The sequence below is a fragment of the Roseovarius sp. THAF8 genome (assembly GCF_009363735.1).
Classification (GTDB): domain Bacteria; phylum Pseudomonadota; class Alphaproteobacteria; order Rhodobacterales; family Rhodobacteraceae; genus Roseovarius.
Genome location: NZ_CP045410.1, coordinates 1,099,793 through 1,121,309, shown reverse-complemented (window position 1 = coordinate 1,121,309; position 21,517 = coordinate 1,099,793). Strand labels below are relative to the sequence as shown.

The following is a 21,517-nucleotide window of genomic DNA, read 5'->3' as shown; positions in this document are numbered from 1 at the left end:
ATGACCGATGACACGCGAATCCTGAGTGTCCGAGGGCTCAATGTGCAGATCCCGGTTCCGGGTTCGACCCTGAGACCGGTAAGAGATGTAAGTATTGATGTCGGACGTGGCGAGACGGTTGCCGTGGTTGGCGAATCAGGCTGCGGCAAGAGCCTGACGGCCTTGGCGATCATGGGTCTTCTGCCGCGTCAGGCAAAGGTGCAATCCGATGCTTTACGCCTGAGTGCGGAGTCGCTTTCCGAAGCCAGTTCAACGCGCTGGCGGCAGCTGCGTGGTGACCGGATCGCCATGATCTTTCAGGACCCGATGACGGCACTGGATCCCTGTTATCGCATCGGGGACCAGATGTGCGAGATCCTGCAGCAGCACCGCAGAATTTCGCGATCCGGCGCCATGGCGCGGTCGCTGGATCTTCTGGGCAAGGTGGGCATTCCCGCGCCGGAAGAGCGGTTGAAGCAATATCCGCACCAGTTGTCGGGCGGGTTGCGCCAGCGGGTCATGATTGCGATGGCACTGTTGTGCGAGCCCGAGCTTATCATCGCGGACGAACCGACGACCGCCTTGGACGTAACGATCCAGGCGCAGATTCTGCGGCTATTGCGGGATATCCAGCGCGAGACGAACATTGGCCTTTTGCTGATCACCCACGACCTTGGCGTCGTGGCTGGCATGGCTGACCGGATCGTCGTGATGTATGGCGGCGAAGTTGTGGAGGTCGGCACCTGCGACCAGGTGCTGGCCCAGCCGCTGCATCCTTACACCGAAGGGCTCGTGCGTTCGATCCCCGTGCCCGGTGAGACAAAGCAGGGCGAGGCGCTTGGGTATATTCCCGGGATCGTACCGCGCCAGGTGGGCGAGCGCACAGCCTGCGGTTTCGTGGATCGCTGTCCCTATGCGACCAGCGCATGCCGCGAGGGACCGCTCGCCATGCGAGACGCTGGCGATGGGCGGCTCATGCGGTGCATTCTGCCCACGAATGGCAGCGCGCGCGACCCGGATGTCTGGATCCTGCCCGACGAAACGTCTCCCAAAAGCGCAACCAACAGCGGGAGCCTGTGATGCCCGAAGTTCTGACGATGCGAGGTGTTACCCGCGACTACAGCGTGGGCAGCGGGTTCACGCGCAAACAGACATTGCGTGCCCTGCGGGGCGTCGATCTGGGTGTTGAACGCGGTAAGACCCTTGGTTTGGTGGGGGAATCCGGCTGCGGGAAAAGTACGCTCGCCAAGATCTTGCTGGGTGTAGAGGAGCCATCGAGCGGTGAGGTTCTGGTCGGTGGTAAACCGATCCAAAATTACGACCGGATCGAACGCGCCCGCCTGATCCAGCCTGTATTCCAGGATCCGTATTCATCGCTCAATCCTCGGATGACCGTGGAAGCGATCATAGCCGCGCCGATGCGCGTGCGCGGCGAGGGCGGACGCTCGCTTCAGGCGAAGGTTCGAGAGTTGGCCGGTGAGGTCGGTTTGCCGAGGCACCTCGTGGAGGCCTATCCCAGCCAGCTATCGGGTGGACAGCGACAGCGCGTGGCCATCGCGCGTGCGTTGATCGGCGAGCCTGAGATCCTGATTTGCGACGAGCCTACCTCGGCTCTGGATGTCTCGGTGCAATCGCAGATCTTGAATCTGCTTCACAATCTTAAGCGACAGCTGAACCTGACGATGATCCTGATCAGCCACAACCTTGCCGTCGTCCACCACCTCGCAGACGACGTCGCGGTCATGTATCTTGGCCAGATCGTCGAGCGTGGACCGAGCCGCGATATCTTCGAGGCGGCGCGCCATCCGTATGCCGACGCCTTGCTAAAGGCTGTGCTGCCGCCGAGAGCCGGTGTGCGCCTGCCCGAAATGGGATTGGAGGCCGAGTTCCCGAGCCCGGTCAATCCGCCAAGCGGCTGCACCTTCCATCCCCGGTGCCAGAAGGCGCGGGCCCTTTGCGCGGAACAAGTTCCCTGTCGAACTGATGCGGATGCCGAACACAACTATCGCTGCCACTTTCCAAACAACTCGAAAGAAGAAGAATGTCCGCCAGTTTGATCGACTATCGGGTCACCGACCGCCGCGCCTTTGCCGCTGGTAAGACTTTTGGGGAAACAGGTGCGTACGAGCGTCTGAAGGGCAGGGTGGAGTTCCGTGTCGATCCTGCGGCACCGAGCGTTCGGGATGTGACAGATATCGAACTGGCCCCTCGTGACGAGACCGGGCGGGTCAGATTTGCAGCGGACTTTTGCATTCTGCGCCCGGTGGACTCTGACAGGGGAAACAACCGGATTTTTTATGATTATGGTAACAGGGGCGATAAGCGGGCGTTGCAGTTTTTCAATATCGCCACGGGCAGTAATGACCCGTTGGAAGAAGTCCATGCCGGCGATGGGTACCTGATGAACCGGGGTTATACGGTCGTGTGGATGGGATGGCAGGGCGATTTGCTGCCCGGTGACGGTCGCCTGTTACTGGACGTTCCGGTGGTCACGGATGAGGGCGCGCCGATCACTGGGACGATCTGCACAGAATTCATCGCGTCGGAGCACGGACGGCATGAGATGCCGCTCAGTACGCTGGCGTCCACGCGAAGCTATCCGGCCGTTTCGCTGGATACGACGCGCGCGACCTTGAGCCGGCGCGCCTACGCCAATGCGCAGAGGGAGGAGATTTCGCCGGACGCGTGGGCATTCGCGCGGCTGGAACGCAGTGGAAGCGTCGACAGCAAGAAAACGGACACCGCTCTGATCCCATCGGACAGCAACATCTATCTGCACGATGGTTTTGAACCCGGCTGGATTTACGAACTGGTATACGAGGCCCGCGACCCGCTGGTGCTGGGTCTTGGACACGTCGCAGTGCAGCAGTTCATAAGCTTTCTGAAAAAGGGCGATGCCAAGGTAGACGGGCAGCCGGCGCTTGCGCTCCATCCATACGAAAAAGCTTATGCATGGGGGCGCTCGCAGACAGGGCGATGCATACGGGATTTCGTCTATCTGGGTTTCAACGATGACGGCCAGGGAAACCGGGTTTTCGATGGCGTGATGCCGCACGTGGCGGGCGGCGGCAAGATGTGGATGAACCATCGTTTTGCCAATATCACGCTGCTGCCCGGTCAGGAGCACGAGAACCACTATTCGCCCGTTGACAGCTTCCCTTTCTCGTATGCCCACAGCAAGGATCACCTGACGGGCGCCGAGGACGCCATTCTGAAGCGGCCCGAGACCGACCCGCTTGTGATCCATACCGATACTTCCTGTGAATACTGGCATCGGCGTGCGTCTTTGGTGCATACCGACACGCGTGGCGAAGATCTGCAGCAACCCGACGGCGTGCGGATCTACCTTTGGGCCAGTTCACAACACTTCGCGGATCCGTTGATGACTTCGCCCAGTGCCGGGCTCGGTCAGACCATGTGCAACGTGGTGGCAACACATTACTTTTTCCGCGCTGTGCTCGACCGGCTTGATACTTGGGCAACCGATGGTGTCGCGCCGCCGCCTAGCGTGTACCCGAAGCGGGCAGATGGGACCCTGATATCGGCAGAAGATTGGCGTGCGGTCTTTCCCGCTATACCGGGCGTGGCTCTGCCGCAGGGACCAAGCAGGTTGGAGCAACTCGACTTTGGTCCCGATTTTGCCGAAACGGGCGCCATCAGCGCCCCTGCGCGCATTGTTTCGGAGCAGGGATACGCCGTCCTGGTACCTGCCGTGGATGAAGATGGAAATGACCTTGGTGGGCTGCGCGCGCCTATGGCCGCAGCGCCACTAGGCACCTATACCGGGTGGAGTTTGCGCCGCCGAGACATGGGGCATGGCGCGATGGTCGGGATCACCGGCAGCTACATTCCGTTGCCGGATACCGACGAAGAACGGGCCCAGACCGGCGACCCCCGCGCGTCCATCCTGTCGCGCTTTGAGGATTCCGCTGCCTACGAGGAGGCAATCCGTGATGCGGCGGAGGCACTCTGCGAGAAGGGTTACATACTGAAAAGCGACATCGCGAACTGTGTGGCTTTCGCGCAAGATTGGGGGCGTCCAAGACATCTGACGCGTCTGCCTGTTGCGGCTGCCCTTAGCGGGTTCGACAATGGAGACATTACCACATGACACGGGATGCGATGATTGTCTGCCCGCAGCCGGAGGCCTCCGAGACGGGCGCGGATATTCTTCGGATGGGGGGAAATGCCATCGATGCCGCCGTAGCCTGCGCCTTTGCGCAAGGCGTGGTCGATCCTTTGATGTGCGGCATTGCGGGCTTTGGTAGCATGGCCGTTTACCGGTCCGAAACCGGAAAGACGGAATACCTCGATTTCCACGCCCGCGCGCCGCTTTCCGCACATGCAGACATGTGGGCTGATCTGGTCGAGGGCGAAACCCGTGACGGGTTCGGTTTCGTTTTGAAGGGCCAAATTAATGACATTGGCTATCAGTCCATCTGCGCGCCTCCGGCATTGCAGGCCTATGCAGAGGGTCATGCCAAGTATGGAAAACTACCATGGGAAACTGTGCTGGCGCCGGCCATCGAATGGGCAGAAGAGGGATATTTTGTACGCCCTGCCATGCAGACCTTCTTTGCCGAAGGATCCGGCATGGGGCGTGCCGCTACCGCCGAGAGACTGGCCTTCAGTGCGGCGGGTCGCGCGCTTTATTGCCGGGAGGATGGGCAGCCCAAGGCGACCGGCGCAGAGATCCGCAATCCGGATCTTGCCAAGACGCTGCGCACGATCGCGACCGAAGGTGCAGACACGTTCTATAGGGGCAAGATCGCGGAACAGATCCTTGCGGATATGCAGGCCAACGATGGCTTGCTGGTCGCGGCGGATCTGGCCGGTTGCGCACCCGATTGGCGCGCGCCACTTGAAGGCAGCTATCGCGGGCGAAGAATCGTGACGAACCCGCCACCGGGTGGCGGTGTGATGCTGCTGGAGATGCTGAACATTCTTGAGAATTTCGACCTAGCGGAAATGGGACACAACAGCCCGGCCTATCTCGCTCTGGTGTCTGAAGCGATGAAACGCGCAACGATCGACAAGGACCGCTTTGTGGGCGACCCGCGATTTGTGCACGTGCCGCTCGACCGCCTAACGGACAAGGACTACGCCGCAGACCTCACCGCCGAGATAAATCGTGGCGAACGAGCGACGGTACAACGCCTGCAGGCAGCGGATGTGGTGCCGCGTGACACGACTCATATCTCGGTGACAGACGGCGAGGGTAATTGCGTGTCCATGACACATTCGCTCGGGATGCCCTCGGGCGTAATCACGCCAGGGTTGGGCTTTATGTATAATGGATGCATGGGCGTGTTTGACCCGCGCCCGGGCCATACCGGATCCATTGCTCCCGGCAAATCGCGTTTCAGCGCGATGTGTCCCACTATAATGTTCGATGGCGAGGACCCGGCAATGATCCTGGGCGCGCCCGGCGGGACACAAATCGTAATGGGTGTGCTTCAGACAATTTTGAACAGCGTAGATTTCGGCATGTCGGTTTCCGAGGCCGTCTCCGCTCCGCGTTTTTCATCGACCGGAAATGCAATCGATGTTTCCAACAGGATCCCACGATCTGTGACTAAGGTACTGGAGGGCGATGGCCGGGATGTCATCCGAAATCCTTATGGCCATACGATTGGCTGGGTCCACGCGATCAGCGTTGCGGACGGGCGGATAGATGGCATGGCTGATCCAGGCCGCGACGGAGTCGCCTACCGTGTGACACCTGCGGAAGTAATTTCGAATTAACCGCAGAAGAACAGTTTCTTTGCACAGAGCGATCGATGGAGATTTAACTATGAACTATGGCTCCACGCGGCCCGATTGCCTTGATTTCAACCCGTTCAAGGCGATTATCACACCTCGACCCATCGGGTGGATCGGCACGCTGGATGGCAGCGGTCGCGCTAATCTGGCGCCCTATTCCTTTTTCAACGGTCTGGGCGCCTATCCCGAGCAGGTTTACTTTGCGAGCGATGGCGCCAAGCACAGCTTTGTCAATGCAAGGGACCGTGGCGAGTTTACATTTTCCTTGGCGACAGAAGATCTGGCGCAGGCGATGAACATTTCCTCAGAGAGTTTGCCGTACGGGACGAGCGAGTTCGATGCAGCGGGTCTCGAAAAGGGCGATCCGGTTGAGATTTCAACGCCTTTCGTGGCGGAAAGCCCCGCAGCCTTTGAATGCGTTACGATCCAGACCCTGCAGTTGGAAGATCGAACCGGGAAACTGATCGATCGTTACATGGTCATTGGCGAGGTGGTCCGTACCCATATCCGCGATGAGTTCATCCGCAATGGCCGTTTCGACACTTTGAAAGCCCGTCCGATAGCGCGGATGGGATATCGCGACTATACGACCGTAAACGAAGCTTGGGAACTGGTGCGTCCCGATGACTGAAGACAGATGACACCTCCAATCACCTGAAATGTTGTCACGATTTCCAAATGCTCAATAAGATAAGATCGCGCCTGTACTTGAACCGATGCGTTCAACTGTTCATGGTGTACTCTGGCGCGCTTATATTCGGACTCTTCGCGCATTGGATTCGCTTTCCGCTGCCTTGGATGATCGGGGCGATGGTCTTTGCCTCCTGTGTCCGGCTGGCTGAGCGGCCATTGCCGGTTCCGGGCCAAACGCGTCAGATCGGGCAGATCCTGGTGGCGACATCGGTTGGCTTGTCTTTCACGCCGGATGCGGTGGCCGCGATGGGTTCCTTGTTGGTTCCAATGTTCGGCACCGCGATTGCGACCATTGGCTTGGGGTTCGTAGTCGCGATGTTCCTGATGCGGGTTAGTAAAACCGACGTGGTCACGGCCGTGCTTGCGTCTATACCGATGGGCCCGGTGGAAAGTGCCAATCTGGCGGAGAGGTACGGTGTGCGCCCCGGTCCCGTCGTTTTTGCGCAGACCCTCCGGATCATGCTTTTGGTGATCCTAATTCCACCAGCGATTGTTGCAATAGACGGGACTATAAAGGACCCAGTCGCAGCCTTGAGCCAAATGAACTGGACCGCCTCGGGCGCGACTCTCCTGGCTGTGGCAGGTCTGGCTGGAGCGTTTCTTGCCAGAGCAGTACGCCTTGCCAATCCTTTCTTCGTAGGGTCGCTGGGTGGGGCAGCTATGGCCGCAGCCTTCAGTTTTCCGATTACAGCGTATCCCTATCCCATTCTGGTATTGGCCCAGATCTTCTTGGGTGTTTGGCTGGGGGCGGTTTTCGACCGGGATCTTCTGCGAGGCGCACGCGGTTTCATTCCGGGTGCAATTCTAGCATCATTGCTGTTGATTGTCCTATGCGTCGGAATGGGCGTGGCGCTCGCGTGGATTACAGGAGAGACTTGGCAGGTGATGTTGTTATCCACGGCACCAGGTAGTGTCACTGAAATGGCGCTGACTGCGAAAATCCTGCAAGACGGGCTAGCAGTTGTAACAGCGTTTCATGTGGTCCGGATTTTCATAATCTTGCCGTTTGCCGGAAGTATTATTGGGCTAACCGTACGATTTTTTGGGCAATCGGAACCTCGGTAGAACGAAGAAAAATTCTTCGTATCGTTGATACTTGTTCCATCTAAACATACCAAAAAACAATTCATTAGCGAACGGGCGATGAAATTTGTCTCGAGATTTATCGAGTATGCCAATAGTGCCGTGCGACATGCTGATCAGACGCCTGGTAATTTTTGCATAACGTTTGACCTGCTCCCCTGAAATGTCCTCGATTTAAGGTTAGCCTGTTCTCCACCGAAGGAGACAGATGATGAAGAGACGCCGTTTCAGCGAAGAGCAGATCATAGGCATCTTGAAGGAGCACCAGGCTGGTTTCGGTGCGAAGGAGCTGTGTCGCAAGCACGGGATCAGCGACGCCACGTTCTACAAGTGGCGGTCGAGGTATGGCGGCATGGAGGTGTCTGACGCCCGGCGTCTGAAGGCATTGGAGTCTGAGAACGCGAAGCTGAAGAAGATGCTGGCGGAGCAGATGCTCGACGTTGCCACCCTGAAAGAGATGCTCGGAAAAAACTTCTGAAGCCCGGTTCGAGGAGGAATGCCGTGGACTGGGCTATGAAGACCAAGGGCTACAATCAGCGACGCGCCTGTGCGCTGGCCGGGATCGAACCGCGTGTGTATCGGCGCAAGACGAAGCGACCGGAGGACACAGAGCTGCGCGCTCGGATGAAGGAACTGGCTTCTGAACGGCGGCGGTTCGGGTATCGTCGGCTGCATATTCTGCTAAGGCGCAAAGGCTGGGAGCTCAATTGGAAGAAGCTCTATCGTGTCTACCGCGAAGAAGGGTTAACCGTTCGTAAACGGGGCGGTCGCAAGCGTGCGGTGGGCACCAGAACGCCGATGGCGATCCCGCAGGGACCGAACCAGCGGTGGTCACTCGACTTCATGTCCGACGCGCTTGAGGACGGTCGCAGGTTCCGGGTGCTGAACGTCATTGACGACTTCACCCGGGAATGCCTGGCAGCTGTCGTCGACACATCAATCGGCGGTGCACGTGTCGCCCGCGAGCTGGACCGTATCGCAGAACTGCGCGGCTACCCTTGCATGGTGGTCAGCGACAACGGCACCGAGCTGACCTCGAATGCGATGCTGAAATGGCAGGAGAACCGCAAGGTCGACTGGCATTACATTGCTCCCGGCAAGCCGATGCAGAATGGCTTGGTCGAGAGCTTCAACGGCCGGATGCGCGAGGAATGCCTTAACGAGCATCTGTTCCCGTCTCTGCGCCATGCCTGCCGCATGATTGCGGCATGGCGCGAAGACTACAATCAACACCGCCCGCATTCGAGCCTCGACGGGCTCACGCCACGGGAGTATCACCAACGGTCAGAAGAGGACCAAACCCTGAACAGAGCTAACTGATAAATGCGGACTCCAAGGGGAGCAGGTCAGAACGGTTTCTACACCTGAACGGCCCGGATTAGGGGGCAACGTCAGCAGTCGCTTATCAACTCAGCGAGGAGTCGTTTGATGAAGCTGCAGTTGCCAAAGGCTACCAACCTTTGCCCAAAGCGAAACGCAGTGAAGTACCTCAAGAGTGCCACCGAACCGGACTTCGCACACGTACGTGACCATAGCCATATCTTCGCCAACTAGTTCGACGGAGTAATCCGCTAGGGGCGACTTAACTTCAGTTAGTTGAGCGCGCTTCTCCGCAACGAATTCGCTCGTTCTTTCGTGGCGTTGCCCGGAGCGATCAACTTCGACGAACTTTGCCGAGATTGTGTAGTTTTGCTCGTCACTATCGAAATGTAGGTTTTTGTCCCAAAGCGATTGCTCTAAATCTGCAAGTATTCTTTGATCATTTACAGTCGGTTTCATCACAGCGACGTAACTATATTTTCTCTGCTCGGGGAGTGGTTCGTTGGTGATGGCGCAAAGCTTGATTGCCGCTCATATGGACTCTTCCGATCCACTTCAAGTCAGTTCGTTCAATTGTGGATTGTAGTGAGCAGAGGAACAGAAAGCTAACCTTTTTGGGCTAATGAATTTACTATGACTTACAAAATGATTGAGTATTGTTCTTTGAACCGTATCCATACTTCCTCAGTCATGGGTTAGTCGAAGACGTTCAGAGTGCTTACAATTGAGTTCTTGGAAAATCTTTCTATAAATTTTCACCAACCAAGGTATTAGGTTTTCCGGAGTGCCAATGTCCAACTACGACCTTCGTAATGCATCTGAAGAGTGGAAACACTTTTTGGGTCGTCATGACGCCGCTTTAAGGCAGTTGTTCATGTTGTCGCTCGATCCTGATATCGACATGGACGAAAAGATATCGCGGCTGCTGCGACTGGGCTGTGATGCGCTCAACCTGCCACTTGGAATTGTCAGCCGCATTGATGGCAGCGTGTACGAGGTGCATCATGTATCAGGACCTGAATGGGCTCCTGAACCAGGTGCGACCTTCGATGTATCCAAAACGTATTGCACCCACACCCTCGTGGCAGATGACGTGAAGTATTTCCATCACGCGAGCCAATCCGAAATCGCCGACCACCCATGCTACCAGGATTTTGGATTGGAGAGCTATATCGGCGTTCCGCTGCGCGTGGGTAACGTTCGCGTCGGAACCTTGAACTTTTCAGGTCCCGATGAGCGTAAAGCGTTCAGAGCGATGGAAGCCGAGTTGGTGAGGCTGTTTGGGCGGTGGCTGGGCCAGGAATGGCTCAAGTCGGAACGCGCACGCGAGATTGCGGAGAAGACCATGCTCCTCAATGCCATTGTTGAGGCTGTTCCAGACGCGATCATTACAGCGAACGATGAGCGCAGGATCCAAATGGTCAATTCGTCCGGCGAGAAGTTGTTTGGCTTGGACCGAGGCAAGCTTGTGGGGCAAAGCACATCGGTTCTTTACCCCAGCGTCGATGAATACGAACGCCAAGGTGAACGGGTCTACGACAAGGCGATGCAGAAGGCCGTAAACCGTTTCGAAATGAACCTTCGCAAGAAGGACGGATCAATATTTCCAGGCGAAGTCTTCATGGCCCCACTAAATGGCGACGCTGGCGCAAAACTGGGCGTCGTGGGGGTGGTGCGAGACATCAGTCAAGAAGCAGCACTTCGCAAGGCCAAAGATGAACTCATCGCGACCGTATCGCATGAACTTCGTACGCCGATTACTTCGATAAACGGCGCTGTGAAACTCCTTACGATGGAACGTGAGCGGCTCCCAGAAAATATGCAGGTGCTACTTGATTCCGCCACACGAAACGCTGATAGGCTCATACACCTTGTCGAGAACATTCTTGACTTGGAAAAGCTCAACTCAAGTGAGTTTGCAGTCGATTACCGTCAGATTGACCTGTCGGCTTTGGTCGCCAGAGCAGTTGAAGACATGCGCCCTTACGCTGCTCAGTACAACGTGAACCTTGACGTTGCTCCTGAGCAGGCGAATTCTGCTACCGTGACTGGCGACGAAGCTCGTTTGCTTCAAGTGCTGAGTAATTTGCTATCGAATGCAGTAAAGGCCTCTTCAGCCGGAGGGGTCGTTGACGTCGGGGTAACCTCCAGTGGCAACGGCTTCTGGATCCGTGATCATGGCAGGGGCATTCCTGTTTCTTTGAGGCATGAATTGTTCGAACGCTTCACGCGGTCACCGGAGAGTTACTCTGCCACGCAAAAGGGAACCGGTCTCGGCATGAGTATTGTAAAGTCCATTGTGGATCATCACGGTGGACAAATCAGATTCGATACTGTGGAGGGCAAAGGAACGACATTTATCGTCTCGCTGTCCCCCGAAGCGAGTGATGACGCGAAATAGGTGAACCGCGCCGGGTTTGCCGGAGGCTCCAACTCCTGAGTAGGATGGAGCATCATGAGCAAGACAACGAACAAGTATTCCCCGGAAGTGCGCGAGCGAGCGGTTCGCATGGTTCTGGACAATCCTGGGCAACATGAGAGCCGTTGGTCGGCGATCCTGTCAGTGTCCTCGAAGATCGGCTGTGCGGCACAGACGCTGAATGAGTGGATCAAGAAGGCCGAGGTCGACAGTGGCAAGCGGGCCGGTGTCACGACTGAGATGACCGAGCGGCTGAAGGCACTGGAGCGGGAGAACCGGGAACTCCGGCAGGCGAACGAGATCCTGCGGAAGGCCAGCGCATATTATGACCCCTCTCGGCGAATGCATGCATTCGCCTGCCGGGCAGCGAGGCGGAGCTCGACCGCCGACCGAAGTCATGATGGCGTTTATTGAAGCGCATCGTGCGGAGCTTGGGGTCGAGCAGATTTGCAGGGAACTGCCGATTGCCCCGTCTATGTTCTACGATCATCTGGTCAAACGCGCTGATCCTGATCTGCTCTCGGACCGGGCGAAGTGGGACGCGGAGCTGCGCCCCGAGATCGAGCGGGTTTTCGAGGCGAACTGGCGGGTCTACGGGGTGCGGAAAGTCTGGCGACAGCTCGGGAGGGAAGGCTTCGATGTCGCCCGTTGCACCGTCGCACGGCTCCCTCTCAGGACATTGCTGCGCAATGCCCTGCTGGGCAGTGGATGAAGGACATGGGACTTCACGGCGCTATCCGCGGCAAGCCGCACAGGACCACGGTGCCGGACAAGACGCTGCCGTGCCCCTTGGACAAGGTGAACCGGCAGTTCCGTGTGCCCGCGTCGAACAGGCTCTGGGTTTCAAAATTCACCTACGTCGCAACCTGGTCGGGCTTCGTCTACGTCGCTTTTGTGATCGACGCCTTCGCGCGCCGCATAGTCGGCTGGCGGGTCAGCCACACGGCCCATTCCGGGTTCGTGCTTGATGCACTGGCCCAAGCGGTTCACCAGCGGCAACCGGGCGCGGGCCTCGTGCACCACAGCGATCGCGGATCGCAATATCTGTCGATCAAATACACCGAGCGCCTGGTCGAGACCTGCATCGAGCCCTCGGTCGGCAGTGTCGGCGACAGTTATGACAACGCACTCGCAGAGACGATCAATGGCCTGTTCAAGGCCGAGGTCATCCACCGCCGTGGCCCAAGGCGCAGCTTCGACCCGTGGAATACGCCACCCTCGAATGGATCGACTGGTTCAACACCCGCCGCCTGCTGGAACTGATCCTCCCCCACTGAAGTGGTCCTCCGCTATGTTCAGGAAAACGGAGGAACCACATGGCAATCAAGCGGCCGAAGCGGACACTCTTGCAACAATCTTGGCAGGTATCCGAAACGGCCGCAGACCGTCGTTTGAGCTGGCAAAATGCTGCGCTCCGCATGAACGGCCGCAATGGCGGAGCGCATTTCAGCATTTTGAATTGGTGGGCAAGGTCTGCTGAGGGCCGGGAGCGTACGTGCGACGTTGATCCGAACAGGGTCGGCTCGGCGGGACGAAGTTGCCATTCACGTTCTTAATTGGAACGGCCGCTTCCGCCGCTAGATTATCCGTTGATCCAGTTCTGTCGGGTCTTTGACATCGACATGCCAGAACGCAACGGCCCCGTCAGGAAGCTGCCTCAGCACTCTTTCGAAATCCCTGTTGTCGGTGCAACGCCGGATTGCCCAGGCCGTCGCTTCGATGGCGTTGCCTGGCGTCAGGTTGTGGTTCACGCGTACCTGCTTGACCTCGTCGGTGAGAGCCTGCCGTTCCGCAAATGGAACCGGTGGTTCGGAAACATCCCAACCCTTCACAAAAATCGCGCGGAGGACAGTCGGAAGCACGCCTGCGAAGGCCAGTCCCTGCTCTGCCGTCAAGCGGCGTCTAAAGACCTGCAAAACGGCATCCACGGCAGTGTAGGCCATATTGTCGGATTCAAGAGACATGCGTTCTTTCACATCATCAAGAAAGGCGCGCCACTCTTTGGAAGCATGGCGGTATGTCCACGGCATCGGCATTTTTGGTCTCGCCTTCTCCACCTTCAGTCATCACCAAATATAGCCGGAAGATAACCGAACCGTCGAGCCGAGACCTCCGCAAGAGCAGACCTTCGGGCACTTCGCAGCATCGGTGACTCGGGCTCAAAGCTGACCTCAGCTGCGTGCTGCTCCGATGTCGGCTTTGGGCCGTTTGCCGACGTTCTGCTTGACCCCGCCGAGTGCATGAAATACTCCTCTGAATTGTTGAGCGGGCGTTGTGTAATGGTAAGACCTCAGCCTTCCAAGCTTTTGAGTTGAGGGTCGGCTAACGATTAGGGAAAATCTTTCTAGTCGGCGTCTCAAGCTGAGGCTAATATTCCGTACAATCCACCTACAAATCAGCGTTTCGATCGCACGGTTTGCTTATTGTTTGCTGCGCATGAAATTTCGAACCTGCGAGATTTGATATTTAGCTATTCTGATTTGGGTGGGTAGTTGTGATTGAAAAACTCAAGCGTGAATTATTTATCAATATAAATATATATTTAAATAGATAATTTGGAGGCGAGTACCGGAATCGAACCGGTGTACACGGATTTGCAATCCGCTGCGTCACCACTCCGCCAACTCGCCGTCCGTGGTGGGCCGATCGGCCTGAGATGCCTGATTAGTGTTTCGTGCAGGCGTTGTCCAGACCCCGCGCGCGGATCTGGAAAGCTTCGGTGCCAGCGGTCGCCTTTGCCGTCGGTGAAGACCGGCGTGACGCACGCGTTCTGGCCGGTGTTTCGGTCTTCCGAGCGCTGCGATACCACCGCGCTCATAACGACGTCCGGGACGATCCGCGCATGGGGATCGCGTCCGCCGGGTGGGACGGGGGACGCGGGCGGTCACGTCGGACCTGGGCGCGGCGTGCCTTTGCGGCGTCGCGCGCAGTGTTGCTTCAAAGGGTCGCTCTGACGCTTACGGGGTTATGGGCATTGTGAGGGTCGAGGGTTTGTGGCAGAAACTCCGTGAGGACAATGCAGCTACAGGAACGTCCAATGACGGATTACTCCGCACGCCGGACCATGATGGTCGATACGCAAGTGCGCCCGGCCGACGTCACCAAGTTTCCAATCATCGATGCGATGCTCGCGGTTGCCCGCGAGGCGTTCGTGCCCCGCCACCTGAGAGAGGCGGCATATGTCGGGGAGAACATCGACCTCGGGGGCGGGCGCGTCGTGCTCGAACCCCGGACCCTGGCCAAGATGCTGGATGCGCTGGATATCCGGTCGAACGAGCTGGTGCTCGATCTGGGATGCGGGCTTGGATACTCCTCTGCCGTCGCGGCCCGCATGGCCGAGGCGGTCGTCGCGGTCGAGGAGAACGAAGACCTGGCAGAGGAGGCGCGCTCGATCCTGTCGGAGCGTGGAGCCGACAACGTCATCGTGCATGAGGGCCCCCTGGCCGAGGGCGCGGCCGAGCACGGGCCCTACGATGTGATCATGATCCAGGGCGCGGTTGACGAACTGCCGGAGACGATCACCGACCAGCTGAAGGAGGGCGGCCGCATGGCCTGTCTCTTCGCCGAGGGCCGGCTGGGAGCGGTACGTGTGGGCTACAAGGTGGATGGCGCGATGAATTGGCGTTTCGACTTCAACGCTGGGGCCCCGGTTCTGCCGGGCTTCGAACGACAAGCGGCGTTTTCGCTATGACCTGCGGGGCGCAAGTGACGGCCGGTAGGGGCCGCGTTTCCAAGGGGCGCGCGCTGTCGTCGATCAGAGCGTGTTTGCTCGCGGGTGCGGTTGCGGTGGCCGGGATGACCGGCCTGGCGGGGGCTGCAAAATCCGAAACGCTGGGCGAGGCGCTGGCCTGGGCCTACGAGTACAGCGGGTTGCTCGAACAGAACCGCGCCCTGTTGCGGGCCGCCGACGAGGATGTCGCGCAGGCCGTGTCGCAGTTGCGCCCGATCATCAACTGGACCGCGGACATCACGCGGGATTTCGGCAAGGCGAAGACCAGTGGCCTGATCAATCCGGTCCGCAGTACGAATTTCAACACCGGCATCGTGCTGGAACTGTTGTTGTTCGATTTCGGACAGACCCGATTCCGCATCGACGCGGCGAAAGAGACGGTTCTGGCGACGCGTGAGTCGTTGCGCAGCATCGAGCAGCAGGTTCTGCTGCGCGCCGTTGCGGCGTTCTACAATGTGCAGCGCAACCGCGAGTTCGTGTCCTTGCGGCAAAACAACCTGCGTCTTCTGCGGCAGGAACTGAGGGCCGCGCGGGACCGTTTCGAGGTCGGCGAGGTCACGCGCACGGATGTCGCGCAAGCCGAGGCGCGGGTTGCCAGCACCGAGGGTGAACTGGCGGAAGCGCAGGGCAATCTTGCGCAAGCGGTGGAGGAATACCGCGCCGTCGTCGGGCGCACGCCGGGTACCTTGCGGACGCCGGGTGGGTTGCCGAATCTTTCCGCCGGGATCGAGGCCTCGAAGAACATCGCGGCCCGCAATCATCCGGATATCCTGCAGGCCCAGCGGCAGGTTGCCTCGGCCGATCTGACGATCCTTGCCGCCGATGCCGCGATGAAGCCACGGTTCACGGCCCAGGGGCGGCTGGGAGTCGGCGAGGATCTGGACGGCAGCGATTACACGCGCTCGGGCAGTGTGGGGCTGAACATGCAGGCGCCGATCTATCAGGGCGGTCTGCTGAGCTCGGCCAAGCGCCAGGCCCAGGCGCAGCGGGACGCGGCGCGTGGCAATCTGCACGTGGTGCGTCGCGCCGTCATTCAGGATGTGGGCAACGCCTTTGCGATCCTGCAATCGGCGCGGGTCGTGCGCGAGGCGAGCCGCGAGCAGGTGCGTGCGGCGCAGGTCGCCTTTCGCGGTGTGCGCGAGGAAGCGACGCTGGGAGCGCGGACGACGCTGGACGTGCTGAACGCCGAGCAGGAACTTCTGAACGCGCGCAGCAACCTGATCTCGGCCGATGTGGACGTGGCAGTTGCAGCCTACCAGGTGCTTTCGGCCATCGGACAGCTGACGGCCAAGGACCTGAAGCTCAACGTGCAGACCTATGATCCGGCGGCCTATTACAACCTGGTGAAGGACGCTCCGGTGCCGATCAGCAGGCAGGGCAAGCAGTTGGACCGGGTCCTGAAATCGCTCGGGCGGCAGTAACGGCCCGGGACGATACCGCCCAGTGCGCAAAAGCGTTTAAAAGGCGGCGTTCTAAAATGTTGTGCGAATTTGCGCCAGTCGCTAGACTGTCGCGCAGGCAAGAATGGTAGTTGAGCATGTCTGATCCCGTCTCGAATGCGGAAATCGAGGACGTCCTGTCGTCTATCCGCCGGCTGGTCTCGGCTGATAAACGTTTCGAATCGCACGTGGCGGAACCACGGCACGGGGCATCGGGCCCGAGTACATCGACACAGAGCGCAGACGCGGAAGACCGCGCGCTGGAACCCCAGGGTGCCGCCGGGCCTGGCGAAGCGCGGCTGGTGCTGACACCGTCATTCCGGGTCAGGCCGGAGGAGGAAGATGTCGCCGCCGACCCAGCGGGGGACGACGCCGAGCACCTGGCGCTGGAACAGTGGCAGGTCACGCCCGACTCGACTGTCGAGGCCGCCGGGTCAGACACCGAGGAGGTTGATGACCAATCCGCGGACGCATGGGACAACCATAGCGAGGATGACTCGCAGGTGGGCGAGACGGCCGAACCCTGGCCCGAGGCCGACGACGATGCCATGGCCGCGTCGCATGGCGACATGCGGACGGAGGATGATGCGCATCTCAAGGACTGGCTGACCGCCGAAGATACGGCCGAAGACACGTCTGACGATTCCGCCGATGACCGGCAGGATGATACTCTGCCGGACGACGGGGATGCGCAAACAGGCGCGGATTTCGAAACCGCGGCTTTTGTCGACGACGACGTGGCCTTCGACTATACCGATCCGGACGTGCCCGAGGACGCAACCGAAGCACTGGACCGCGAGCCGGAAACATCGGAACTCGAGGCGCGGATCGCGGAGGTCGAAGCCGCCGTGGCCGCCCGTGAGGACCAGTGGGAGCCCGATGGCGCCTCCGAAGACGCCTATGCCGGCGGACGGACCGAGCCTCTTCCCTGGGAAGATCACGTCGAGACCGCGACCCCGGTTTTCATTCCGCGGGCCGCGCATCACGACACGGCGGAGTCGCCGCAGGACGACGCCCCAGACGAAATGCCGTCGCCCGACTCCTCCGCCTCCGGCGAGTCGACATCGCCGGGCGAGGCCGACGGGTCTTTCGGTGAGAGCCCGGAGGAGCAGGGCGCGGACACGGCCCGGGGCGCGGAGACCTGGTACCGCGAAGACACCGATGCGGTTCTCGACGAGGACGCCCTGCGCGACCTGGTGAGTGAAATCGTTCGGCAGGAATTGCAGGGCACCCTGGGGGAGCGTATCACCAGGAACGTCCGCAAGCTGGTGCGCCGCGAGATCCATCGCGCGTTGATGGGCCAGGAACTGGAATAACGGCGACGCCTTCGGTCCGGCCGGGGTGAATTCATAGCCATCCAGCCTGGCGCCCGTAGTCCGCTTGCAGGCGCGTCAGGCAATTTTCCGAATGCAGGATGGGCGTGGCCCAGGTGGCCGAGACCGGGAGCCATGCCGGGTGCGTCCAGGTACATGGTCGCCGCCGCAAAGCCCGAGGACATGGCCGCGGCGCCTTGCCGCAGACTTGCGGCGAGGCTCACATCCCTGCCATCGGCACGGAGTGCCGCCAGAACGGCGAGCGTGGCCTTGCTGCCGGGTGTCAGGACAAGATCGGAGAGCGCCGGGCCGGGGGCTGCGGCCTTGGCCGGAGTTCCGTGGCGCCTTCGTTGTCGCAACATGACCCCAGGAACGAAAAAGCCCCGCCAGTGAGGCGGGGCAAATTCTAGTTCGACGACGTGGAGGATCAGGCGGCTTCGGCCTGCGCGGCGGCGTTGCGACGCTCGCTTTCCTCGCGCGACAGGGCAACCGAGGTGCGCACACCCTTGCCCACAAAATCCATCAGGCCGGAGACCACCCGTTCGTTCGGGTCAATGCCCGCGCAGGACAGCACTTCGCGACCATCGCGAGAGCGCGCCCAGCGGGCAATTTGTTCCGGGCCATTGCCGTATTTCTTGTCGTCGGCAATCGCGTCGTCCAGAGCAGCCAGTACGACGGCTGCGAAAAGTTTGCGGGCACGGTTTCCTTGCTCTGCATTGAAAGCCGTACCGTCAACGAAATCTTTCATGTTTCGTCCTTGTTTTTATTGCTCTTGTGTCTCAGGCGTGGCGCCGGTTATGACGGGTTTTCAGCGATTCGGATAGTCCCGAAACGCATAACACGTCTGCGCGGTTTGCATGGCTTGCTGCGAATGCAGCACGATATGTCGTCGTCTTGCATGACATCACACGACTAGATATAGGTTTGGGCGAACATCGATCAACCTCTTGTCATGGTTTCGCCACAATGCCCAAAATCAACGGAAACGAGATACGTCCCGGTAATGTCCTGGAACACAATGGCGGCCTTTGGAGCGCCGTCAAAGTCGACCACGTCAAGCCCGGCAAGGGTGGCGCGTTCGCCCAGGTCGAGCTGCGCAACCTTCGTAACGGATCAAAGCTTAACGAACGGTTCAGAAGCGCGGACAAAGTCGAACGTGTGCGCCTCGAACAGAAGGATCAGCAGTTTCTCTATGAAACCGACGGTATGTTTGTGTTCATGGATTCAGAGACTTACGAACAGATCGAATTGCCTGCCGACCTTCTGGGCGAGCGTCGGCCATTCTTGCAGGATGGCATGACAATCACCGTAGAATTCTATGAAAACGAGGCGCTGAACGCGACCCTGCCGCAGAAAGTGAACTGCCGCGTGGTCGAGACGGAGCCGGTCGTGAAGGGGCAGACGGCCGCCAACAGCTTCAAGCCGGCCATTCTGGACAATGGTGTCAAGGTCATGGTGCCGCCCTTCGTCGGACCCGACGAAGAGATCGTCGTCAACACCGAGACGATGGAATACGCCGAGCGCGCCTGAGCCGGTACCGCCCGGCCGCCTCGGCGGCTGCGGCGAGACGTCGCATCAGTCGGGCAGGCGCAGGGTTGCGTCCTCGGCCTGCATCGTTCCGGTGGCCCGATCGAATCGAAGATAGGCGATGGCGCGATTGCCCGATTGGGTGAACAGCGTCCCCGCAGGCTTGCCGTCGGCCGTGATCGCCGTGCCGACCGGGGCGCTGCCCTCCAGGTCGACCGAGGCGAACCCCTTGCGCAATTCGGTCTTGTGCTTCATCCGCGCGGTCACTTCCTGCCCGACGTAACACCCCTTGCGGAAATCCACGCCGTTCAGCCGCTCGAACCCGGCTTCCAGGATGAAGGTGTCGGGCGTAAGTTCGATGTTGGTTTCCGGGATGCAATGGGCGACGCGGATCGCGTCGAAATCGCTGCCGTCATCGCCCGCCTCGGCGCCATAGAGACGCCATCCCAGCGCCGAATGGCGCGGATCGTCGAAGGCCCCGTCGGGCCGTTCGCCGGTGCCGCGCCAGACCGCAAGATCCGTCTCGGTGATCTGCACATCGGCGCGCAGCTTGTACATGTTGAGCCGCTGGACGAGGCCATCGGCCAGGTCTGCCGCGACGTCCAGGAGGATCTCGCCGTCCCGGGGCACAAGGAAGAAATCGGCCAGATACTTGCCCTGGGGCGTCAGCATCGCGGCGTAGACCAACCCGTGGTCCAGCTTCCTGATGTCGTTGGTGACCAGCCCCTGAAGGAAATCGCGCGCCTCGGGGCCGGTGATCTGAAATATCCTGCGGGTCATGGCGGGCCTCGTCTTTGTCATGGCCGTCATATAAGAAAATCGGTGTGAATTGACAGGGCCAGCAGCGATGCGCGCGAAACTTTCCGTGGTGATGCCGACACTGAATGCCGAAGCCGGGCTGCGGCGCTCGCTGCCCGCCCTGGCCGAAGGGCTGGAGGCCGGGCTGATCCGGGAGCTGGTGATTTCCGACGGGGGATCCGACGACGCGACGGTTCGGGTCGCGGAGGCTGCCGGCGCGAGGCTGGTCGAAGGGGCGGCGTCCCGCGGGGGGCAGTTGCGACGCGGGGCAACGGTGGCGCAGGGCGATTGGCTGCTGTTTCTGCATGCCGACAGCGTTTTGTCGCCAGGCTGGGCCGAGATCGTCAAGGACCATATCGCGGCGGGGCGCGGCGCGGCGGCGTTCCGGCTGGCGTTCGACGCCAGGGGCGTGGCGCCAAGGCTGGTGGCGGGATGGGCCAATCTGCGCAGCAGGCTCTTCGGGTTGCCATATGGCGATCAGGGGCTGTTGATCCCGCGCATAATGTATGATGCGGCGCGCGGCTACCGCGACATCCCGTTGATGGAAGACGTGGCCATGGCGCAGGCGCTGGGGCGGCGGATCACGCTGCTTGGTGCCGTCGCGACCACCAGCGCGGAGCGCTACAGGCGCGAGGGGTGGCTGCGCCGGGGCGGGCGCAACCTGCTGTTGCTGCTGCGGTATCTTGCGGGGGCGCGCCCCGAGGAGCTGGCGCGGCGCTACTGACGCGCGTTCAGAACCACGGTTTGTACGTGGCCTGGAAATCGGCCTGCAGGTCCAGGTGATCGTATTCGGTCCGAAGCCAGTGCTCGAACGAGATGGGCGCCTGCGCGTTGCGGGCCTCGTAGACGTCGAAGATATGGTCGAGCGTGCCCGTCTTGGAGCGCCGGACATGCAGATAGCGCAGGCCAAGCTGGCGGCGTGCGACGTCGATCGGTGCCCCTTCGATCACCAGAAGATAGATCGCCGAGGCGAGGCCGGCCCGGTCGGCGCCGGACTTGCAATGCATGACGAACGGCTTCTCCAGCGTTCGGAACGTGTCGATCAGCGCCAGCAGGTCCTCGGCAGGGGGGGCATGGCGGGCCTGAAGGCTGATGCTGACGAGGTTCAGGCCCAGTTTGCGACAGGTTTCGACCTCGGTGTGGTAATGCGCCGACGGGTAATCGCCGCGCAGGTTGAGCACCGTGTTGATGCCCTTGGCCTTCATCCTGGCGAAACGTTTCAGCGTCGGGTGGTTGGAGCGATAGACGCCCGGTGCGATCTGAAAGAAGTTGGTCCAGACGGTGCGCAGGATCTCGTGGTCGAACCACAGGTTGTAGATACGCGCACGGCGGCGGTTTTCCGGCGTCGACAGGTCGGTGTTGTAAGACGCGCGCAAGTCGCGTTCCCAGTTGCTGATCCGCTTGAAGAAATTCATCTGGGCCCTTCGCCATGGTCCGGTGACGCCCCCATGTA

At 60.0% G+C, this 21,517-nt stretch carries 18 protein-coding genes, 1 tRNA gene, 1 pseudogene and 1 other annotated feature; of the genes and pseudogenes, 14 read left to right on the top strand and 6 right to left on the bottom strand.

Annotated features, from left to right (window positions below; genetic code table 11):
* The 7 genes from FIU85_RS05460 (at window position 1) to FIU85_RS05425 (ending at window position 8,838) form a co-directional block, all read left to right on the top strand.
* Window positions 1-1,059 carry an ABC transporter ATP-binding protein gene (locus FIU85_RS05460; RefSeq protein ID WP_152496147.1) on the top strand — a complete coding sequence of 353 codons (1,059 nt, stop codon included), beginning with the start codon at window positions 1-3 and terminating at the stop codon, window positions 1,057-1,059.
* Window positions 1,059-2,036: an oligopeptide/dipeptide ABC transporter ATP-binding protein gene (locus FIU85_RS05455; protein WP_216648893.1), complete on the top strand. Its 978-nt coding sequence runs from the start codon at window positions 1,059-1,061 to the stop codon at window positions 2,034-2,036. Before FIU85_RS05460 ends, FIU85_RS05455 begins: the two co-directional genes overlap by 1 nt.
* A complete protein-coding gene (locus tag FIU85_RS05450; protein WP_152496145.1) occupies window positions 2,021-4,090 on the top strand; it encodes an alpha/beta hydrolase domain-containing protein in 2,070 nt (689 codons plus the stop codon). The genes FIU85_RS05455 and FIU85_RS05450 overlap by 16 nt, the downstream gene beginning before the upstream one ends.
* A complete protein-coding gene (gene ggt, locus FIU85_RS05445) occupies window positions 4,087-5,724 on the top strand; it encodes a gamma-glutamyltransferase (protein ID WP_152496144.1) in 1,638 nt (545 codons plus the stop codon). The genes FIU85_RS05450 and ggt overlap by 4 nt, the downstream gene beginning before the upstream one ends.
* Before the next feature lie 49 nt (window positions 5,725-5,773).
* Entirely contained in the window at window positions 5,774-6,373 is a 600-nt protein-coding gene (locus FIU85_RS05440) for a flavin reductase family protein (protein WP_152496143.1), read from the top strand.
* Between the two features lie 47 nt (window positions 6,374-6,420).
* Window positions 6,421-7,500 (top strand): AbrB family transcriptional regulator, encoded by a 1,080-nt coding sequence (locus FIU85_RS05435; protein WP_152496142.1) that lies wholly within the window; start codon window positions 6,421-6,423, stop codon window positions 7,498-7,500.
* 229 nt (window positions 7,501-7,729) lie between these two features.
* A protein-coding gene (locus FIU85_RS05425; protein WP_152496140.1) for an IS3 family transposase occupies window positions 7,730-8,838 on the top strand; the annotation gives its coding sequence in 2 pieces (ribosomal slippage) (window positions 7,730-7,985 and window positions 7,985-8,838; 1,110 coding nt in all).
* Between the two features lie 90 nt (window positions 8,839-8,928).
* Here FIU85_RS05425 and FIU85_RS21930 read toward each other — a convergent pair.
* Window positions 8,929-9,297: a DUF4440 domain-containing protein gene (locus tag FIU85_RS21930; protein WP_172978804.1), complete on the bottom strand. Its 369-nt coding sequence runs from the start codon at window positions 9,295-9,297 to the stop codon at window positions 8,929-8,931.
* A 331-nt stretch (window positions 9,298-9,628) separates the two neighbouring features.
* Here FIU85_RS21930 and FIU85_RS05420 point away from each other — a divergent pair, with 331 nt between their 5' ends.
* Together FIU85_RS05420 and FIU85_RS05415 are read left to right on the top strand one after the other, a co-directional pair.
* Window positions 9,629-11,239, top strand: coding sequence for an ATP-binding protein (locus FIU85_RS05420; protein WP_152496139.1), 1,611 nt, complete (start codon window positions 9,629-9,631; stop codon window positions 11,237-11,239).
* Window positions 11,240-11,293: 54 nt separating this feature from the next.
* Window positions 11,294-12,737 (top strand): annotated as a pseudogene (locus FIU85_RS05415) (IS3 family transposase).
* Window positions 11,623-11,729: a sequence feature (AL1L pseudoknot), on the top strand. It overlaps the preceding pseudogene by 107 nt.
* Window positions 12,738-12,834: 97 nt before the next feature.
* Here FIU85_RS05415 and FIU85_RS05410 read toward each other — a convergent pair.
* Together FIU85_RS05410 and FIU85_RS05405 are read right to left on the bottom strand one after the other, a co-directional pair.
* The gene (locus FIU85_RS05410) at window positions 12,835-13,293 is read right to left on the bottom strand and encodes a DUF2267 domain-containing protein (RefSeq protein WP_152496138.1); all 459 of its coding nucleotides are present in this window, start codon (window positions 13,291-13,293) and stop codon (window positions 12,835-12,837) included.
* A 520-nt stretch (window positions 13,294-13,813) separates the two neighbouring features.
* Window positions 13,814-13,887 (bottom strand) — tRNA-Cys (locus tag FIU85_RS05405).
* A 407-nt stretch (window positions 13,888-14,294) separates the two neighbouring features.
* Between FIU85_RS05405 and FIU85_RS05400 the strand changes: the two genes are divergently transcribed.
* From FIU85_RS05400 to FIU85_RS21925, 3 genes are all read left to right on the top strand, one after another.
* Window positions 14,295-14,948, top strand: coding sequence for a protein-L-isoaspartate O-methyltransferase (locus FIU85_RS05400; protein WP_152491725.1), 654 nt, complete (start codon window positions 14,295-14,297; stop codon window positions 14,946-14,948).
* A gap of 104 nt (window positions 14,949-15,052) precedes the next feature.
* Window positions 15,053-16,408 (top strand): TolC family outer membrane protein, encoded by a 1,356-nt coding sequence (locus tag FIU85_RS05395; RefSeq protein WP_172978803.1) that lies wholly within the window; start codon window positions 15,053-15,055, stop codon window positions 16,406-16,408.
* Window positions 16,409-16,524: 116 nt separating this feature from the next.
* Window positions 16,525-17,742: a hypothetical protein gene (locus FIU85_RS21925; protein WP_172978752.1), complete on the top strand. Its 1,218-nt coding sequence runs from the start codon at window positions 16,525-16,527 to the stop codon at window positions 17,740-17,742.
* A gap of 424 nt (window positions 17,743-18,166) precedes the next feature.
* Here FIU85_RS21925 and FIU85_RS05385 read toward each other — a convergent pair whose 3' ends face one another.
* Window positions 18,167-18,487: a DUF6280 family protein gene (locus tag FIU85_RS05385; RefSeq protein ID WP_152491727.1), complete on the bottom strand. Its 321-nt coding sequence runs from the start codon at window positions 18,485-18,487 to the stop codon at window positions 18,167-18,169.
* A 218-nt stretch (window positions 18,488-18,705) separates the two neighbouring features.
* Between FIU85_RS05385 and efp the strand changes: the two genes are divergently transcribed.
* On the top strand, window positions 18,706-19,269 hold the full coding sequence (gene efp, locus FIU85_RS05380) for an elongation factor P (protein WP_152494414.1): 564 nt from the start codon (window positions 18,706-18,708) through the stop codon (window positions 19,267-19,269).
* Between the two features lie 45 nt (window positions 19,270-19,314).
* Here the strand turns inward: efp and FIU85_RS05375 are convergent, their stop codons facing one another.
* Complete coding sequence (locus tag FIU85_RS05375) at window positions 19,315-20,046, bottom strand: folate-binding protein YgfZ (RefSeq protein ID WP_152496136.1); 732 nt, start codon at window positions 20,044-20,046, stop codon at window positions 19,315-19,317.
* A gap of 67 nt (window positions 20,047-20,113) precedes the next feature.
* On the opposite strand from FIU85_RS05375, the gene FIU85_RS05370 reads away from it, so the two are divergent.
* Entirely contained in the window at window positions 20,114-20,788 is a 675-nt protein-coding gene (locus FIU85_RS05370) for a TIGR04283 family arsenosugar biosynthesis glycosyltransferase (protein ID WP_152496135.1), read from the top strand.
* Window positions 20,789-20,795: 7 nt separating this feature from the next.
* On the opposite strand, the gene FIU85_RS05365 is transcribed toward FIU85_RS05370, so the two are convergent.
* Window positions 20,796-21,479, bottom strand: coding sequence for a tyrosine-protein phosphatase (locus FIU85_RS05365; protein WP_152496134.1), 684 nt, complete (start codon window positions 21,477-21,479; stop codon window positions 20,796-20,798).
* Window positions 21,480-21,517 lie beyond the last annotated feature (38 nt).

Bases quoted from the DNA above. Each gene is read 5' to 3' on its own strand.
- FIU85_RS05460 (WP_152496147.1), top strand. From the start codon at position 1: ATGACCGATGACACGCGAATCCTGAGTGTCCGAGGGCTCAATGTGCAG.
- FIU85_RS05455 (WP_216648893.1), top strand. From the start codon at position 1,059: ATGCCCGAAGTTCTGACGATGCGAGGTGTTACCCGCGACTACAGCGTG.
- FIU85_RS05450 (WP_152496145.1), top strand. From the start codon at position 2,021: ATGTCCGCCAGTTTGATCGACTATCGGGTCACCGACCGCCGCGCCTTT.
- ggt (WP_152496144.1), top strand. From the start codon at position 4,087: ATGACACGGGATGCGATGATTGTCTGCCCGCAGCCGGAGGCCTCCGAG.
- FIU85_RS05440 (WP_152496143.1), top strand. From the start codon at position 5,774: ATGAACTATGGCTCCACGCGGCCCGATTGCCTTGATTTCAACCCGTTC.
- FIU85_RS05435 (WP_152496142.1), top strand. From the start codon at position 6,421: ATGCTCAATAAGATAAGATCGCGCCTGTACTTGAACCGATGCGTTCAA.
- FIU85_RS21930 (WP_172978804.1), bottom strand. From the start codon at position 9,297: ATGAAACCGACTGTAAATGATCAAAGAATACTTGCAGATTTAGAGCAA.
- FIU85_RS05420 (WP_152496139.1), top strand. From the start codon at position 9,629: ATGTCCAACTACGACCTTCGTAATGCATCTGAAGAGTGGAAACACTTT.
- FIU85_RS05410 (WP_152496138.1), bottom strand. From the start codon at position 13,293: ATGCCGATGCCGTGGACATACCGCCATGCTTCCAAAGAGTGGCGCGCC.
- FIU85_RS05400 (WP_152491725.1), top strand. From the start codon at position 14,295: ATGACGGATTACTCCGCACGCCGGACCATGATGGTCGATACGCAAGTG.
- FIU85_RS05395 (WP_172978803.1), top strand. From the start codon at position 15,053: ATGACCGGCCTGGCGGGGGCTGCAAAATCCGAAACGCTGGGCGAGGCG.
- FIU85_RS21925 (WP_172978752.1), top strand. From the start codon at position 16,525: ATGTCTGATCCCGTCTCGAATGCGGAAATCGAGGACGTCCTGTCGTCT.
- FIU85_RS05385 (WP_152491727.1), bottom strand. From the start codon at position 18,487: ATGAAAGATTTCGTTGACGGTACGGCTTTCAATGCAGAGCAAGGAAAC.
- efp (WP_152494414.1), top strand. From the start codon at position 18,706: ATGCCCAAAATCAACGGAAACGAGATACGTCCCGGTAATGTCCTGGAA.
- FIU85_RS05375 (WP_152496136.1), bottom strand. From the start codon at position 20,046: ATGACCCGCAGGATATTTCAGATCACCGGCCCCGAGGCGCGCGATTTC.
- FIU85_RS05370 (WP_152496135.1), top strand. From the start codon at position 20,114: ATGCGCGCGAAACTTTCCGTGGTGATGCCGACACTGAATGCCGAAGCC.
- FIU85_RS05365 (WP_152496134.1), bottom strand. From the start codon at position 21,479: ATGAATTTCTTCAAGCGGATCAGCAACTGGGAACGCGACTTGCGCGCG.